The organism is Rhodopseudomonas pentothenatexigens, assembly GCF_900218015.1.
GTDB classification, from domain to species: Bacteria; Pseudomonadota; Alphaproteobacteria; order Rhizobiales; family Xanthobacteraceae; genus Rhodopseudomonas; species Rhodopseudomonas pentothenatexigens.
Genome location: NZ_UFQQ01000004.1, coordinates 88,586 through 102,992 on the forward strand (window position 1 = coordinate 88,586; position 14,407 = coordinate 102,992).

Sequence of the window (14,407 nt, forward strand, 5' to 3'; positions counted from 1 at the left end):
GATCTGAAAGGAAACCGATCATGGCTGATTTTCTCGGCATGATGAAGCAAGCGGCCCAGCTGCAATCGAAGATGAAGGCGATGCAGGCCGAGCTCGACGGAATCGAGGTCGAAGGCCTGTCCGGCGGCGGCCTCGTCAAGGTGCGGATGAGCGCCAAGATGGAGGTGCGCGGCATCTCGATCGATCCGTCGCTGATCAAGGCCGACGAGCGCGAAGTCCTCGAAGATCTGCTGGTGGCGGCGCATGGCGACGCGCACCGCAAGGCCGAAGCCGCGATGCAGGAGAAGATGCAGGCGCTGACCGGCGGCCTCGGCCTGCCGCCTGGGCTCGGCCTGGGTTAGTCTCTCCGGCCTTCTCGATTCGCGGCAGAGCGCCGCGCCTCGGCGGCGGCAACGCTGCCTCGTCGCGTCTGATCAATCCACGGAAGATGGAGTCCCGATGGCCGGTGCGGTCGCAGGCCCCGAGATCGAACGTCTGGTCCAATTGCTGGCGCGGCTGCCCGGATTGGGTCCGCGTTCGGCGCGGCGTGCCGCGCTGCACCTGATCAAGAAGCGCGATGCGCTGATGGCGCCGCTCGCCACCGCGCTGCAGGTCGCGATCGACAAGATCGAAGTCTGCAGCACCTGCGGCAACATCGACTCGCAGAATCCGTGCACGGTGTGCACCGATCCGCGCCGCGATTCCTCGATCATCGTCGTGGTGGCCGACGTCGCGGATTTGTGGGCGCTCGAACGCGCCTCCGCCACAAACGGCCGCTACCACGTGCTTGGGGCGACGCTGTCACCGCTCGACGGCGTCGGTCCCGAGGATCTGACGATCGACACTCTGGTGAAGCGGGCGCATGATCCCGGCGTCACCGAGATTATCCTGGCGCTCAACGCCACCGTCGACGGCCAGACCACCGCACATTACGTCACCGACCTGTTGCAGGACGCCAATGTCAAAGTGACCCGGCTCGCGCATGGCGTGCCGGTCGGCGGTGAACTCGACTATCTCGACGAAGGAACGCTGTCGGCGGCGATGCGCCAGCGCACCTTGTTCTGACTCGATCGGATTGGACCTGATGACTCGACACCGCTTCCCGCTCTCGACCATTGCTGCGCTCGCTCTGACGCTCGCTGCCTCCGGAGTGTCGGCGCAAGATTCGGCGCAGGCGGCGCTGCCGAAGCCCACCGCGCTGCGCGTCGGCGACGTGCTCAGCGGCGAGCTCAACGCGCTGAAGACGCGGGCCAAGGGCAACAAGGGCCCGGTGTATCAGCTCGTCAGCGATCCGCGCCGGCTGCCGGCGCCGTCCGGGCTGTGCAATCTCGAGAACGGCCCGGAGACGTTCCAGATCGTTCCCGCTGACGACGCCCAGGCGGCGCAGTTGAAGACCCATCGCGGCAAGCAGGTCGCGCTGAAGGTCGTCTCGGTCTCCTGCGCCAACGAGCCCGGCCAGATGAGCGAAGCGGTGGTGACCAAATGGAGTCTGGTGAAGTAAGCGACGGGCTGCAGCTGCGAGAAGCGGGCGTCGCCTCCAGCTACACTTTCACCGGCCCGAGCGCGGCGAAATGGCCGCGGCGCTGCAAGAAGGCCAGCAGCACCAGACTGGGCGCCGCAACCGCGACGCTGATCATGAAGAACGCCGGCCAGCCGGTGGCTTGCGCCACGTAGCCGGCGCTCGCCGACAAATAAGTGCGGCCGACCGCGGCGAGTGCGGTGAGCAGGGCGTATTGGGTCGCGGTGTGCAGCGGATTCTGGCACAGCGCCGACAGGTAGGCGACGAAGATCACGGTGCCGATCGCGCCGGTGAAGTTCTCCACCGAGATCGCCAGCGCCAGCGCCCATTGATCGACGCCGACGGTCGACAGCCAGGCGAACGCCAGATTCGACACCGCCTGCAGCACCGCTCCGATCCACAGGCTGGCGACCAGCGAGTAGCGCCGCGCCAGATAGCCGCCGGCGAAGCCGCCGATCAGCGTTGCGGCGAGGCCGACGCCCTTGACGATCGCCGCGTAGTCGTTGCGCGAATAGCCGAGATCGATCACGAACGGCGCCGTCATGGTGCCGGAGAACGCATCGGTGAACTTGAACAGCACCACGAAGGCCAGGACTGTGAGCGCATCCTTGCGGGTGAGAAATTCGGTGAAGGCCCCGAGCGCGGCGTGAACCACCCGCTTGAATCCGCTTTCGCCGCTGGTCGCTGCTTCGGCGCGGCGCGACTGCTCCGGCTCGGTGGCGAGCAGGGCGGTGACGGTGCCGATCAGCACCATCGCGGCCATCGTCACATAGCCCCACATCCACGCCGTACTGCGTGTCAGTCCGGTGCCCTCATAGGCGCTGACCAGGAACAGCACGCCCGCGGTCGAGATCAGCATGCCGATCCGGTAGGCAGCGACGTAGGACGCCATGCCGGCGGCCTGTTCGTCTTCCGGCAGGCTCTCGACCCGGAAGGCGTCGATGACGATGTCCTGGGTCGCCGAGGCGGCAGCGACCAGCAGCGCGCCGATCGCCACATACAGCGGCGACTTCGCCGGATCGGTGAGCGCCAGCAGCAGGATCGCGGCGATCAGCAGCAGTTGCACGAACACCAGCCAGCCGCGGCGGCGGCCGAACGCGCGGGTGAGCAGCGGCACATGCAGCGCATCGACCAGCGGCGCCCAGATGAACTTCAGCGTGTAGGGGGTGCCGACCAGCGCGAACAGCCCGATGGTGCCGAGATCGACACCGGACTCCCGCATCCACACCAGCAGCGTCGAGCCAGACAGCGCCAACGGCAGCCCCGACGCGAAACCGAGAAACAGCACCACCAGCACCCGCGGCTGCAAGTACACCGCCATCGCCTCGCGCCAGCTCGGCTTGGCGGGGGCGGTCGGCGCGAGTGAGGCGTTCGGTGGACTGTCGGACGGGGTCATGGCGAAGGGGTAACAGATTCGACGGCGGGCGGGCATGCCGCCGGAGAGCCCGCGCTTTTGGATCATGGCCATCATGTCGCTCGAAGCCGTGACCACGAACCAGACGTCATCGCCCGCGTATGCGGGCGATCCAGTACTCACCGCCCTGCGTGATGAAGCGAGAAGGTTGCGCGGGGGCGTCGCGGCGAAATCGGTGGTGCTCTGGGATACTGGGTCGCCCGCATACGCGGGCGATGACGGTGGGTTCGTGGCGTGTCCTCAGGCCGATGTGACCTCGTCGATCTTGAAGGCGCCGGAGCCGAACAGTTCGGTGCGCTCCGGTGCCAGCGGCGCCTCGTGGCTCGATGCCGAGGTTCGCGCTTCGGCCGACGCCATCGGCGGGGCGGCCTCGGGCGCCGCAAAGTCCAGTTCCTCGATCCGGGCGGCGCGGCGCTCGATCTTGTCGGCCGAGATCAGGATCTGGCGGACGTCGTCGTTGACCTGGCCGAAATGGGTCTGGAGCTTGGCGACGCGCTCGCGCAGCCGGGCCAGATCGTCAGACAGGCTGAGCACTTCGGTGCGGATCTGGTCGGCTGCGTCGCGCATCCGCGCGTCCTTCAGGATCTGCTGCATCACCTGGATCGCCAGCATCAAGAGCGACGGCGACACCAGCACGACGCGGGCACGGTAGGCCTTCTGGATCACGTCGTCGAAGCCGTCGTGAATTTCTGCATAGACCGACTCCGACGGCACGAACATCAGCGCGGTGTCCTGGGTCTCGCCCGGGATCAGGTACTTCGACGCGATGTCGTCGACATGGCGCATCACGTCGGTGCGCAGCCGCTGCGAGGCCGACTTCCTGTCCTCGTCGGTCCGCGCCTCGCGCAGCGCGGTGACCGCCTCCAGCGGAAACTTGGCGTCGATGCACAGCGGCGGCTGATCCGGCATCAGCACCACGCAGTCCGGCCGCTTGCCGGTCGACAATGTGTATTGGAATGCGAACGAGCCCTTCGGCAGCCCGTCCTGCACGATCGTTTCCATCCTGGCCTGGCCGAACGCGCCGCGCGCCTGCTTGTTGGCGAGTACGTCGCGCAGGGTCGTCACCTGGTCGGTCAATTCGGTGAGGTTGTCATGGGCACGGTCAATGATGCCGAGCCGCTCGTGCAGCGCCTGCAGGCTCTGCATGGTGTAGCGGGTCGACTGGGTCAGCGACTGGCCGAAGCGGTGGGTGACGCTGTCGAGCCGTTCGCTCATCGCCCGGGCCATCTCGGCCTGGCGGCCGGCGAGCGCCCGGCCCATCGCATCGACCCGGCCGTTGGCCTCGTGCTGGGCCCGCATCAACAGCGCCAGCCGCTGGTCGATCTCTGCGGTCCGCCGCGCGGCGCTGCCGCGGGCCACCAGCACGGCGATGATCGCGAGCAGCGCCAGTGCCGCGACTGCAAGAGCCCCGCCGGCCATTCCGACGCTGACCGGGAGGTCGCCGAACCTGAACAGGATCTGATCCATCGCCGCCGGTGTCGCAGATTGCACACTCATGGGGAACGAAGATAGAACGGGGCGCTGAACAGACCTTTAAGCCCGAACGCGCCGAAAGTGGCAGAGGCTCCGTTCGGTCCCGGATTGACCGCAACGTCGGCGCATCTTAAATCGCCGCCATGGCCCTGCGCGAAATCATCATCCTGCCCGACAAGCGGCTACGTGAAATCTCCAAGCCCGTCGCCGAGGTGACGACCGAGATCCGCAAGCTCGCCGACGATATGTTCGAGAGCATGTACGACGCGCCCGGCATCGGGCTGGCGGCGATCCAGATCGCCGAGCCGGTGCGGCTGATCACGATGGATCTGGTGCGCAAAGAAGGCGACGGCAAGACCGAGCCGCGCGCCTTCATCAATCCTGAGATCGTCGGCGCGTCCTCGGAGATGAACGTCTACGAGGAGGGCTGCCTGTCGATTCCGGAATACTACGCCGAGGTCGAACGGCCGAAGACGGTCCGGATCCGCTACACCGACCTCGACGGCAACGTCAAGGAAGAGGACGCCGACGGTCTGTTCGCGACCTGCATCCAGCACGAGATCGATCACCTCAACGGCGTGCTGTTCGTCGATCATTTGTCGAAGCTGAAGCGCGCGATGGTGATTCGGAAGTTCGAGAAGGCTGCCAAGCGCGGCATCAAATACGTCTGAGCGCTCGCGCAGGTGACCGGCGGGCGCGTTGCGGCCGCTCGGCCTCCATCGCCAGATCTGTCCGGGACTTATGTCATGCCGCTTCGCCTCGTCTTCATGGGCACGCCCGAGTTCGCGGTGCCGACGCTGCTGGCGCTGTCGGCCTATGGGCACGACATCGCCGCGGTCTATACCCGCGAGCCGAAGCCGGCCGGCCGTGGCATGAAGCTGCAGGAGACGCCGGTGGCGCTCGCCGCGCATCGGCTCGGTATTCCGGTGCTGACGCCGAAGACGCTGAAGACTGAGGACGCGCAGGCCGAGTTCCGCAGCCACGAGGCCGATGCCGCGGTGGTGGTCGCCTACGGCATGATCCTGCCGCAGCCGATTCTGGATGCGCCGCGGCTCGGCTGCTTCAATCTGCACGGCTCGCTGCTGCCGCGCTGGCGCGGCGCGGCGCCCCTCAATCGCGCCATCATGGCGGGCGACGCGGAGTCCGGCGTGATGGTGATGAAGATGGACATCGGCCTCGACACCGGCGACGTCGCGATGGCCGAACGGATCGCCATCACCGACGCGATGACCGTCACTGAGTTGCACGATGCGCTGGCGCGGCTCGGCGCCGATCTGATGGTGCGGGCGATGGCGGCGCTGGAGCGCGACCAGTTGCAGCTCACTAGGCAACCCGAAGACGGCGTCACCTACGCGGCCAAGATCGACAAGGCCGAGGCGAAGATCGATTTTGCCCAGCCGGCGCGCGCGGTGCTGCGCCACATTCACGGCCTGTCGCCGTTCCCGGGGGCGTGGTGCGAATTGCCGATCGACGGCGCGCCGGTGCGGCTCAAGGTGCTGCGCTGCGCGATCGCGGACGGTCATGGGGAGCCCGGCGAGGTGATCGACGACGATCTCACCATCGCGTGTGGAGATGGGGCGATCCGCGTGACGCAACTGCAGCGCGCCGGGAAGCAGCCGATGACCGCCGAGGATTTCCTGCGCGGCACGCCGATCGCGAAGGGCGTGCGGGTGGGCTGAAGCACGAACCCTGCGCTCAGCGTTGTCGCAGGGGCGTCACCCCATCCTCGGCGGTCACCACCCGCGAAAGCGGGCGGCCCAGTATCCCAGAGCGCTCGTGATTGATAACCATCGCTCTGTAATACTGGGTCGCCCGGTCGAGCCGGGCGATGACGACAGAATTCGGGGCTGCGCCGCGCCCTAAAGATGAGCCGCATGCCCCGCTACAAACTCACCATCGAATATGACGGCGCGCCGTTCTGCGGCTGGCAGCTGCAGCCGGCGCTGCCGTCGGTGCAGGGCGCCCTGGAGGCCGCAGCGCTGGCGACGTGTGGGGAGGCGGTGCGGGTGCATGGCGCCGGGCGCACCGACGCGGGCGTCCACGCGCTGGGACAGGTCGCGCATCTCGACATCGCCAAGCCGTTCCGCGCCGACAAACTGCGCGATGCGCTGAACGCCCATCTGCGGCCCAACCCGATCGCGGTGCTGGCGGCCGAGATCGTGCCGGACACGTTCGAGGCGCGGTTCTCGGCAGTGCGGCGGCACTATCGCTACCGCATCGCCAACCGCCGCTCCAACCTGGCGCTCGATCTCGGCAAGGTGTGGCGGGTGCCGAAGCGGCTCGACACCGACGCGATGCACCATGCCGCGCAGGTGCTGATCGGCAAGCACGACTTCACAACCTTCCGCGACACCGAGTGCCAGGCCGCCTCGCCGGAGAAGACCCTCGACGTGCTCGACGTGATCCGCGACGGCGACGCCGTCGATATCGTGACGAATGCGCGCTCCTATCTGCACAGCCAGGTCCGCTCGATGGTCGGCTCGCTGGTCTGGGTCGGCGAAGGCCGCTGGAGCGCCGATGATCTCGCCGCCGCGCTTGCCGCCCGCCGCCGCTCCGCCTGCGGCCCGGTCGCGCCGCCGGAGGGGCTGTATCTGGTGCGAGTGGATTACTGAGCGCCGCAAGCGCGGCGCGTCCTAACCTCTCCCCGCGTGCGGGGAGAGGTCGACCGGCGAAGCCGGGCGGGTGAGGGGGCGTCTCCGCGAAGCCGAGCTTCAGTGCTTGAAGTGCCCCTCACCCCACCCCTCTCCCCGCAAGAGCGGGGCGAGGGAGCGCGCTGTGCGTGTGGAGGCGCCGCGGCCCACACGGGGAGTTTCAGGCGAAATATCTCTCCAGCACGCCGCGATAGATCGCGGTCAGCTTGTCGAGATCGCTCACCGGGGTGCGTTCGTCGATCTGGTGCATGGTTTGGCCGACCAGGCCGAACTCGACCACCGGGCAGTATTTGGCGATGAAGCGGGCATCCGAGGTGCCGCCGCCGGTGTTGAGATCTGGTGTGCGGCCGGTCACCTCGGCGATCGACGCCGACACGAGATCGGTGAAAGCGCCCGGCTTGGTGACGAACACGTCGGCGTTCGACGGCAGCCATTCGATCCGGGCGCGAATGCGATTGCCGCACGCCGCCGCCAGCCGCTGGTCGACCAGCGCCCTCAGCGTCTCCTGGGTGTGGTGATCGTTGAAGCGGATGTTGAACTTGGCGCGCGCCTGTGCCGGGATCACGTTGGTGGCCGGATTGCCGACGTCGACCGACGTGAATTCGAGATTGGATGGCTGGAACTGCGCCGAGCCGGCGTCGAGCGGTTCGTCGTTCAGCGCGGTGATCAGTCTGGCGATGTCCGGCACCGGATTGGCGGCGCGGTGCGGATAGGCGACGTGGCCCTGCGTGCCGTCGACGATCAGCACGCCGGATTGCGAGCCGCGCCGGCCGATCTTGATGGTGTCGCCGATCGCCTCGACATTGCTCGGCTCGCCGACGATGCAGTGGTCGAATTGCTCGCCGCGTTCGGCCGCCCATTGCAGCAGCTTGACGGTGCCGTTGACGGCGACGTCTTCCTCGTCGCCGGTGATCAGGAACGAGATCGAGCCTTTGCCGGATTGTTGCGGCTGGCCGCCGTTCGCAGCCAGATAGTCCAGCGTCGCCGCCACCGCGCAGGCGATGCCGCCCTTCATGTCGACGGCACCGCGGCCGTACAGCAGACCATCCGCGACCTCGCCGTCGAAGGCGCCGTGCGTCCAGGCGCCGTCATCCCCCGGCGGCACCACGTCGGTATGGCCGGCGAAGCAGATGTGCGGCGCGCTGGTGCCGATCCGCGCATACAGATTGTCGATGTCGGCGGTGCCGACTTCCGAGAAGGTGACGCGGTGCACCTCGAAGCCGGCGGCCTTCAGCAGCGTTTCCAGCACGCCGAGCGCGCCGGCATCGGCCGGCGTGACCGACGGGCAGCGTAACAGCTCTTGGGCGATCGAAAGAGCAGTCGGAGTCGAGATCATCAGGTCAGCGTGCCTTGCGGCTCCAGCGGGTCGGGGCCGTATTGGTTAGGACCGCGGGTGCCGCGCAGGCAGCCGAGTTCGACGAAGCCCCAGATCGCGATACCGAGCCCGATCAGCGCCAACACGAGGCTGACGGGGCTGTCCTCCATGGTCTGGTTGGAGCCGCCGAGCAGGCTCGGGCCGAACCAGAACAACAGGATCCACCAGCCGCTCTTGTCTCGGTCGTGCAGGCGCTTCACGCCGGTGGCGAGAAACGCCCAGGTGCCGGCAATGCTGAGTGCGATCGCCACGACCCAGATCAGCAGCGCGCCGCCGGCGAATCGAAACAGGTTCTCCGGATCGATGCCGCCGAGCCAGATCAGCGCGATGCTGCCGAACACGATCCAGGCGGCGATGTTGAGCAGAGCGACCAGCCAGTACTTGGCCCGGTTGATCCGGCCCTGGAAGCTGAACAGCAGCGTGGTCCAGTCCATCGTCGCCTCCCGTGGCAGCGATCAGTCGCGCAGCAATTCGTTGATGCTGGTCTTCGACCGGGTGCGTTCGTCGACGCGCTTGACAATCACCGCGCAGGCGGTGGCTGGGCCGGGCGCGCCGTTCTTCATCGGCTTGCCGGGCAGCGTGCCGGGCACCAGCACCGCGTATTCGGGTACTTCGCCGATGAAGGTCTCGCCGGTCTCGCGGTCGACGATCTTGGTCGAAGCGCCGAGGAACACGCCCATCGCCAGCACTGCGCCCTTGCGCACGATCACGCCTTCGGCGACCTCGGAGCGGGCGCCGATGAAGCAGTCGTCCTCGATGATCACCGGGCCGGCCTGCAGCGGCTCGAGCACGCCGCCGATACCGGCGCCGCCGGAGATGTGGACGCGCTTGCCGATCTGAGCGCAGGAGCCGACGGTGGCCCAGGTGTCGACCATGGTGGATTCGTCCACATAGGCGCCGAGATTGACGAAGGACGGCATCAGCACCGCGTTCTTGGCGATGAAGGCGGAGCGGCGCACGATCGCACCCGGCACCGCGCGGAAGCCGGCCTCACGGAAGCGGTTCTCGCCCCAGCCCTCGAACTTCGACGGCACCTTGTCCCACCAGTTGGCGCCGCCGGGGCCGCCTTCGATCACGCCCATGTCGTTGAGCCGGAACGACAGCAGCACCGCCTTCTTCAGCCACTGATTGACCGTCCAGGCACCGGATTCGTCGCGCTGGGCCACCCGCACCTTGCCCTGGTCGAGCAGATCGAGCGCATCGTTGACCGCCTCCCGAACCTCACCCTGGGTCGCAGGCGTAACGGTGTCGCGCGCCTCGAAAGCGGCGTTGATGGTAGATTCCAGGGCAGTGAGCGGCATCGACGGGTCCTTGGCGAGTGTCGGAAAGGCGTTGACTGTCAACGCGGACGTTGGGGCTTTGTCCGGATTCGCCGGGTCGGAGTCAAGGCGCCGCCGCGTCCCCCACGTCGTCGCCCGGCTCGTCCGGGCGATCCAGTATTCAAGGGCGATGGATGGAAGATCGCGAGCGCTCTGCGATACTGGTTCGCCCGCCTGCGCGGGCGATGACGATTGGGGATATGGCGACGCCGGCTCCCATTCCCCCACGTCGTCGCCCGGCTCGTCCGGGCGATCTAGTATCCTAGAGCGTTGGACTATTGGGGAGGCCGCCGATGCCGCGGCAGTTCTACGTCTATATCCTGGCCAGTCGGATCGGCGGGACGATCTACGTCGGCGTCACCAATGATCTCGTCCGTCGCATATTCGAGCACAAATCCAAAGAGGTCGAGGGTTTCACGCTGCGCTACGGCGTCGATCGGCTGGTGTATTTCGAAGTGTACGACGATGTCGAGAATGCGATCCGGCGCGAGAAGCGGCTGAAGAAGTGGCCGCGCGAATGGAAGATCAGGCTGATCGAGGAGCACAATCCGGATTGGAATGATCTGTACCCGGAGATCGCCGGTCCGCCCTAAGCGGCGCTCTGGAATACTGGATCGCCCGCCTTCGCGGGCGATGACGGTTGGGGATGTAGTGGCGCCGGCTTTCGTTCTCCCACGTCGTCGCCCGGCTTGTCCGGGCGATCCAGTATGCCAGAGCATAGGAGGGGAGGTCGCGGCCTCTCTGGAATGCTGGTTCGCCCGCCTGCGCGGGCGATGACGTCGTTACTGGGGAGGGCGCGGTGCCTTACTTCGCGGGGCTCAGCGTCTTCAAAAACCCCGTCAGATCATCCGTCACATGGTCGACGTGGGCGGCGTCGCGGCCTTCGAGCTCCCAGTCTTCGCGAACCACCTCCTGGCTGCCGTCGGGCACCACCAAAACGGTGGTCATGCCGAGTTGGTGCGGCACGGTGAGGTTGCGGGCGAGGTCTTCGAACATCGCGGCGCGCGCCGGGTCGACGCCGTGGCGGTCGAGGAAGCGGCGGTAGGTCTGCGGCGCCGGCTTCGGTTCGAGCTCGGCCGCGACGATGTCGAACACCGCCTCGAAATGATGGCCGATGCCGAGCCGCTCCAGCACCTTGCCGGCATGCGCGACCGAGCCGTTGGTCAGGATCAGCTTGCGTCCCGGAAGCCGCTGGATCGCGTCGCCCATCGCCGGGTTCGGCTCGAGCGGCGAATGGTCGATGGCGTGGACGTAAGCGAGATAATCGTCGGCGTGGACGCTGTGCTCGGTCATCATCCCTCGCATCGTGGTGCCGTAGCGCTTGTAGTAATCCTTCTGGATGCGGAAGGCTTCCTCCGCCGACACCTTCAGCCAATCGGCGACGAAGTCGCGGATGCGAACGTCGACCTGCTGCCACAGATTGAGGTGATGCGGATACAGCGTGTTGTCGAGGTCGAACACCCAGGTCTCGACGTGATCGAAGCCGCGTTTGCCGAGTTGCATCATGGTGCCGTGAACCTGAGGGGCTTGCCGTCGGAAAGATCGACCGCGGCGAAGCCGGTGGCGGCGAGGCCGCGGCCGGCGCAGTCGCCCTGTTCGCCGATCTCGAATCTGCTGTCGCGCGTGCACAGCGCGGTGCCGCCGCCCCAGTTCAGTGCGCGGCCCTTGATGCTGACCGGGCGGCCGTTGCCGTCGACCGCTTCGGCGAAGCTGAACACCCGCTTCGGCTGCGCGCCGAGGTCTGGACGCAGGCACTGGCCGGGCGCGACGCCGTACCAGCCGCGGCTGGTGATCGTCCTGCCATCGTCCTCGCCGACCGCCGCCATGATCTTGTACTTGGTGTCGTTGCACCAGGTCAGGCCGCTTCCGGTCGGCTGCTGCACCGCCTTGATCATGACGTCGAAGAAATCCGGCGCGTCGACGATCTCCGGCTTCAGCCCGCGGCTCTTCAGGAAGGCGGACAGCGCGGCCTGGGTCTTGGGGCCGTCGACGCCGTCGATCGGCGAGGCGTCGTAGCCGGCGATCAGCAGCAGCCGCTGGATCGCGGCGAGCTTGGCCTGCTCGTCGTCGTAGCCGGAATCCTCGGCCAGATACGCGATCTTGTTGCCGTCCTCGGTGTCGGTGGGCTTGATCTCGGTGAAGGCGGCCGGCGTCTGGTTGCCGCGGCACTGCCGCGCCGCGGCGATGACGAAATTGTCGTCGGCGACGCACAGCCGGTCGGTGCCGTTCTGCGGCAGCGGCGAGGCGCCGTACAGCGGCAGCACCCGGGCGTTCAGCATGATGCGGTCGGCGTTCAGCGCACCCTGCACCACGACGCGGCATTGCGCCGGATCGATTCGCAGCCAGCCCCGCGTTGCCGTGGCGCCGCTCGAATCCACCCCGATCGCCGTCTCGACCACGTAGCTCATGCGGTTGCACAGCTTGAGGTCGGCGTGAGCCGCGGAGGTGAGGGAGAGAGTGGTGACGATGGTGGCGAGGGCGCGCGATCTCCACCCCGTCATGCCCGGCCTTGTGCCGGGCATCCACGTCTTGCTGAGGAAGCCCCCGGAAAGACGTGGATGGCCGGGACGAGCCCGGCCATGACGGATGTTGTCGCCGCCGCCTCGCATCACTTGTGGATCAGCGTGCCGGTGCCCTGGTTGGTGAACAGTTCGAGCAGCACCGCGTGCGGGACCTTGCCGTCGAGGATGACGACGCCTTCGACGCCCTGTTCGAGCGCGTAGATGCAGGTCTCGACCTTGGGGATCATGCCGCCCGAGATGGTGCCGTCGGCGATCAGCTTGCGGGCGTCCTTGATCGACAGTTCGGGGATCAGCTTCTTGTTCTGATCCAGCACGCCGGGCACGTCGGTCAGCAGCAGCAGGCGCTTGGCCCGCAGCGCGCCGGCGACCGCACCGGCGAAGGTGTCGGCATTGACGTTGAAGGTCTGACCCGAGGCCGAGGTCGCCAGCGGCGCCAGCACCGGGATCAGCTCGTGGCCGATCAACTGGTTGAGCAGGGTCAGGTCGACCTTCTCGGGCTCGCCGACGAAACCCAGATCGATCACTTCCTCGATCCGCGAATCCGGATCGACCATGGTGCGGGTCGCCTTGGTGGCGGACACCATGTTGCCGTCCTTGCCGCACAGCCCGACCGCCTTGCCGCCGGCCTCGTTGATGTAGCCGACCAGCTGTTTGTTGATCGAACCGGCCAGCACCATCTCGACGATCTCGATGGTGGCGGCGTCGGTGATGCGCAGACCGGCGGCGAATTCCGACTTGATGCCGAGGCGCTTGAGCATCTGGGCGATCTGCGGGCCGCCGCCGTGCACCACCACCGGGTTCACCGCGGTCTGCTCCAGCAGCACGATGTCGCGGGCGAACGCCTTGGCGGTGTCCTCGGCGCCCATGGCGTGGCCGCCGTACTTGATGACGATGGTTTCTTCGTCGTAGCGCTGCATGTGCGGCAGCGCCTCGGACAGAATCCGGGCCTGATCGAGCGGGCTGATGACGGGCACGTCGGTCATGAAGCGGTCTTTCGAGCTGAAGGGACGGTCTGGACGGGCGATTCCGGGGCCGTTGCGGCGGGACAGATCGCTAGCATTTCGGCGCGGCCGATCCTAGAGGCCGCGGCTGCGGGTCAGGACCGGCGTCGCGGCCACAGCGCGGCGACGGTCAGCAGCAGCCAGCTCCCGATCAGGATCGAGCCGCCGGTCGGCGCCGCCATCGGAAACAGGCTGTGACTGGTGAACTGGCGCAGCGACAGGTCGCCGGCGAACAGCGCCGTGCCGAACACGAAGCCGAAGATCGCCGCCAGTCCCGGAATCCGGTGGGCGATGCCGCGCTCCACCAGCAACACCGCGGCGGCGATCGCGCAGGCGTGAAACAGCAGCATCGACGACGCCGGACCGAGCCGGCCGGCGTCCGGCACATGGGCGGCCGCGGCGGCGAGCGCCACACCCGCGGCCCCGTACAGGCCGGCGATTACGATCAGGAGGCGCAGGGCGGCTGCCATCAGCGGCGCTCGTCGAGCAGGCGGATCATCGCGGCGCGCAGTTCCGGCATCCCGGCGCCGGTGCGCGAAGAGGTGGTCAGTACCTCCGGAAACGCGGCCGGGTGCCTGGCCAGCGCCGCGACCGTCGCGGTCACCCGCTCGGCGAGCTCGGCGGCTTTGACCTGGTCGGCCTTGGTCAGCACGATCTGGTAGCTGACGGCGGCCTTGTCGAGCGTCTTCAGGATATCGAGGTCGACGTCCTTCAGTCCATGGCGGCCGTCGATCAGCACATAGACCCGCGCCAGCGTGGCGCGGCCCTGCAGGAAATGATGGATCAGCGAGGTCCAGGACGCGACCTTGGCCTTCGACGCTGCAGCATAGCCGTAGCCCGGCATATCGACCAGCCGCAGCCCGGCATTGGGCGGACCTTCGAAGAAGATCAGTTCCTGGGTCCGGCCCGGCGTATGGGAGGTGCGGGCCAGTGCGTTGCGCCCGGTCAGCGCGTTGATCAGGCTGGACTTGCCGACATTCGATCGGCCCGCGAAGGCGATTTCGACGCTGCCCATCGGCGGCAGCGTTTCGATCGACGGCGACGCCCAGATGAAATGCCAGTCGCCGGCAAACATCTTGCGACCGCGTTCGATCAGGTCCGGGTCGATGGTGTCGGTCATCGGGCTAACGTTCGAGAGAGACCCGGCCGCGCCC

17 protein-coding genes are annotated in these 14,407 nt (G+C 67.3%); 7 read left to right on the forward strand and 10 right to left on the reverse strand.

Annotated features, from left to right (window positions below):
- The first annotated feature begins 20 nt into the window (after positions 1 to 20).
- From DWA33_RS04565 to DWA33_RS04575, 3 genes are all read left to right on the forward strand, one after another.
- Complete coding sequence (locus DWA33_RS04565) at positions 21 to 341, forward strand: YbaB/EbfC family nucleoid-associated protein (protein WP_114356916.1); 321 nt, start codon at positions 21 to 23, stop codon at positions 339 to 341.
- A 97-nt stretch (positions 342 to 438) separates the two neighbouring features.
- Positions 439 to 1,044, forward strand: coding sequence for a recombination mediator RecR (gene recR, locus DWA33_RS04570; protein WP_114356917.1), 606 nt, complete (start codon positions 439 to 441; stop codon positions 1,042 to 1,044).
- Between the two features lie 19 nt (positions 1,045 to 1,063).
- Positions 1,064 to 1,480, forward strand: a complete 417-nt coding sequence (locus tag DWA33_RS04575; RefSeq protein ID WP_114357060.1) for a hypothetical protein — start codon at positions 1,064 to 1,066, stop codon at positions 1,478 to 1,480.
- 40 nt (positions 1,481 to 1,520) lie between these two features.
- On the opposite strand, the gene DWA33_RS04580 is transcribed toward DWA33_RS04575, so the two are convergent.
- Together DWA33_RS04580 and DWA33_RS04585 are read right to left on the reverse strand one after the other, a co-directional pair.
- Complete coding sequence (locus DWA33_RS04580; protein WP_114357061.1) at positions 1,521 to 2,894, reverse strand: AmpG family muropeptide MFS transporter; 1,374 nt, start codon at positions 2,892 to 2,894, stop codon at positions 1,521 to 1,523.
- Positions 2,895 to 3,152: 258 nt separating this feature from the next.
- Positions 3,153 to 4,379 (reverse strand): DNA recombination protein RmuC, encoded by a 1,227-nt coding sequence (locus DWA33_RS04585; RefSeq protein WP_114356918.1) that lies wholly within the window; start codon positions 4,377 to 4,379, stop codon positions 3,153 to 3,155.
- Between the two features lie 149 nt (positions 4,380 to 4,528).
- On the opposite strand from DWA33_RS04585, the gene def reads away from it, so the two are divergent.
- The 3 genes from def to truA all read left to right on the forward strand — a co-directional run bounded on the left by def (position 4,529) and on the right by truA (position 6,997).
- Positions 4,529 to 5,056: a peptide deformylase gene (def, locus tag DWA33_RS04590; RefSeq protein WP_114356919.1), complete on the forward strand. Its 528-nt coding sequence runs from the start codon at positions 4,529 to 4,531 to the stop codon at positions 5,054 to 5,056.
- Between the two features lie 75 nt (positions 5,057 to 5,131).
- Positions 5,132 to 6,064 carry a methionyl-tRNA formyltransferase gene (fmt, locus tag DWA33_RS04595; protein WP_114356920.1) on the forward strand — a complete coding sequence of 311 codons (933 nt, stop codon included), beginning with the start codon at positions 5,132 to 5,134 and terminating at the stop codon, positions 6,062 to 6,064.
- A 195-nt stretch (positions 6,065 to 6,259) separates the two neighbouring features.
- Entirely contained in the window at positions 6,260 to 6,997 is a 738-nt protein-coding gene (gene truA / locus DWA33_RS04600; protein WP_114356921.1) for a tRNA pseudouridine(38-40) synthase TruA, read from the forward strand.
- A 199-nt stretch (positions 6,998 to 7,196) separates the two neighbouring features.
- On the opposite strand, the gene dapE is transcribed toward truA, so the two are convergent.
- The 3 genes from dapE to dapD are packed head-to-tail and all read right to left on the reverse strand — an operon-like array spanning position 7,197 to position 9,712.
- A complete protein-coding gene (gene dapE / locus DWA33_RS04605; protein ID WP_114356922.1) occupies positions 7,197 to 8,372 on the reverse strand; it encodes a succinyl-diaminopimelate desuccinylase in 1,176 nt (391 codons plus the stop codon).
- On the reverse strand, positions 8,372 to 8,845 hold the full coding sequence (locus tag DWA33_RS04610; RefSeq protein WP_114356923.1) for a DUF805 domain-containing protein: 474 nt from the start codon (positions 8,843 to 8,845) through the stop codon (positions 8,372 to 8,374). Before DWA33_RS04610 ends, dapE begins: the two co-directional genes overlap by 1 nt.
- A gap of 21 nt (positions 8,846 to 8,866) precedes the next feature.
- Positions 8,867 to 9,712, reverse strand: coding sequence for a 2,3,4,5-tetrahydropyridine-2,6-dicarboxylate N-succinyltransferase (gene dapD / locus DWA33_RS04615; protein WP_114357062.1), 846 nt, complete (start codon positions 9,710 to 9,712; stop codon positions 8,867 to 8,869).
- Positions 9,713 to 10,023: 311 nt separating this feature from the next.
- Here dapD and DWA33_RS04620 point away from each other — a divergent pair, with 311 nt between their 5' ends.
- Positions 10,024 to 10,323 carry a GIY-YIG nuclease family protein gene (locus tag DWA33_RS04620; RefSeq protein ID WP_114356924.1) on the forward strand — a complete coding sequence of 100 codons (300 nt, stop codon included), beginning with the start codon at positions 10,024 to 10,026 and terminating at the stop codon, positions 10,321 to 10,323.
- Positions 10,324 to 10,534: 211 nt separating this feature from the next.
- On the opposite strand, the gene DWA33_RS04625 is transcribed toward DWA33_RS04620, so the two are convergent.
- The 5 genes from DWA33_RS04625 to yihA form a co-directional block, all read right to left on the reverse strand.
- On the reverse strand, positions 10,535 to 11,236 hold the full coding sequence (locus DWA33_RS04625) for a pyrimidine 5'-nucleotidase (protein WP_114356925.1): 702 nt from the start codon (positions 11,234 to 11,236) through the stop codon (positions 10,535 to 10,537).
- Positions 11,233 to 12,252, reverse strand: coding sequence for a DUF1036 domain-containing protein (locus tag DWA33_RS04630; RefSeq protein WP_114356926.1), 1,020 nt, complete (start codon positions 12,250 to 12,252; stop codon positions 11,233 to 11,235). Before DWA33_RS04630 ends, DWA33_RS04625 begins: the two co-directional genes overlap by 4 nt.
- 86 nt (positions 12,253 to 12,338) lie before the next feature.
- On the reverse strand, positions 12,339 to 13,235 hold the full coding sequence (gene argB, locus DWA33_RS04635) for an acetylglutamate kinase (RefSeq protein WP_107342826.1): 897 nt from the start codon (positions 13,233 to 13,235) through the stop codon (positions 12,339 to 12,341).
- Positions 13,236 to 13,348: 113 nt separating this feature from the next.
- On the reverse strand, positions 13,349 to 13,723 hold the full coding sequence (locus tag DWA33_RS04640; RefSeq protein ID WP_114356927.1) for a DUF423 domain-containing protein: 375 nt from the start codon (positions 13,721 to 13,723) through the stop codon (positions 13,349 to 13,351).
- Positions 13,723 to 14,373, reverse strand: a complete 651-nt coding sequence (yihA, locus tag DWA33_RS04645; RefSeq protein ID WP_114356928.1) for a ribosome biogenesis GTP-binding protein YihA/YsxC — start codon at positions 14,371 to 14,373, stop codon at positions 13,723 to 13,725. Before yihA ends, DWA33_RS04640 begins: the two co-directional genes overlap by 1 nt.
- Positions 14,374 to 14,407 lie beyond the last annotated feature (34 nt).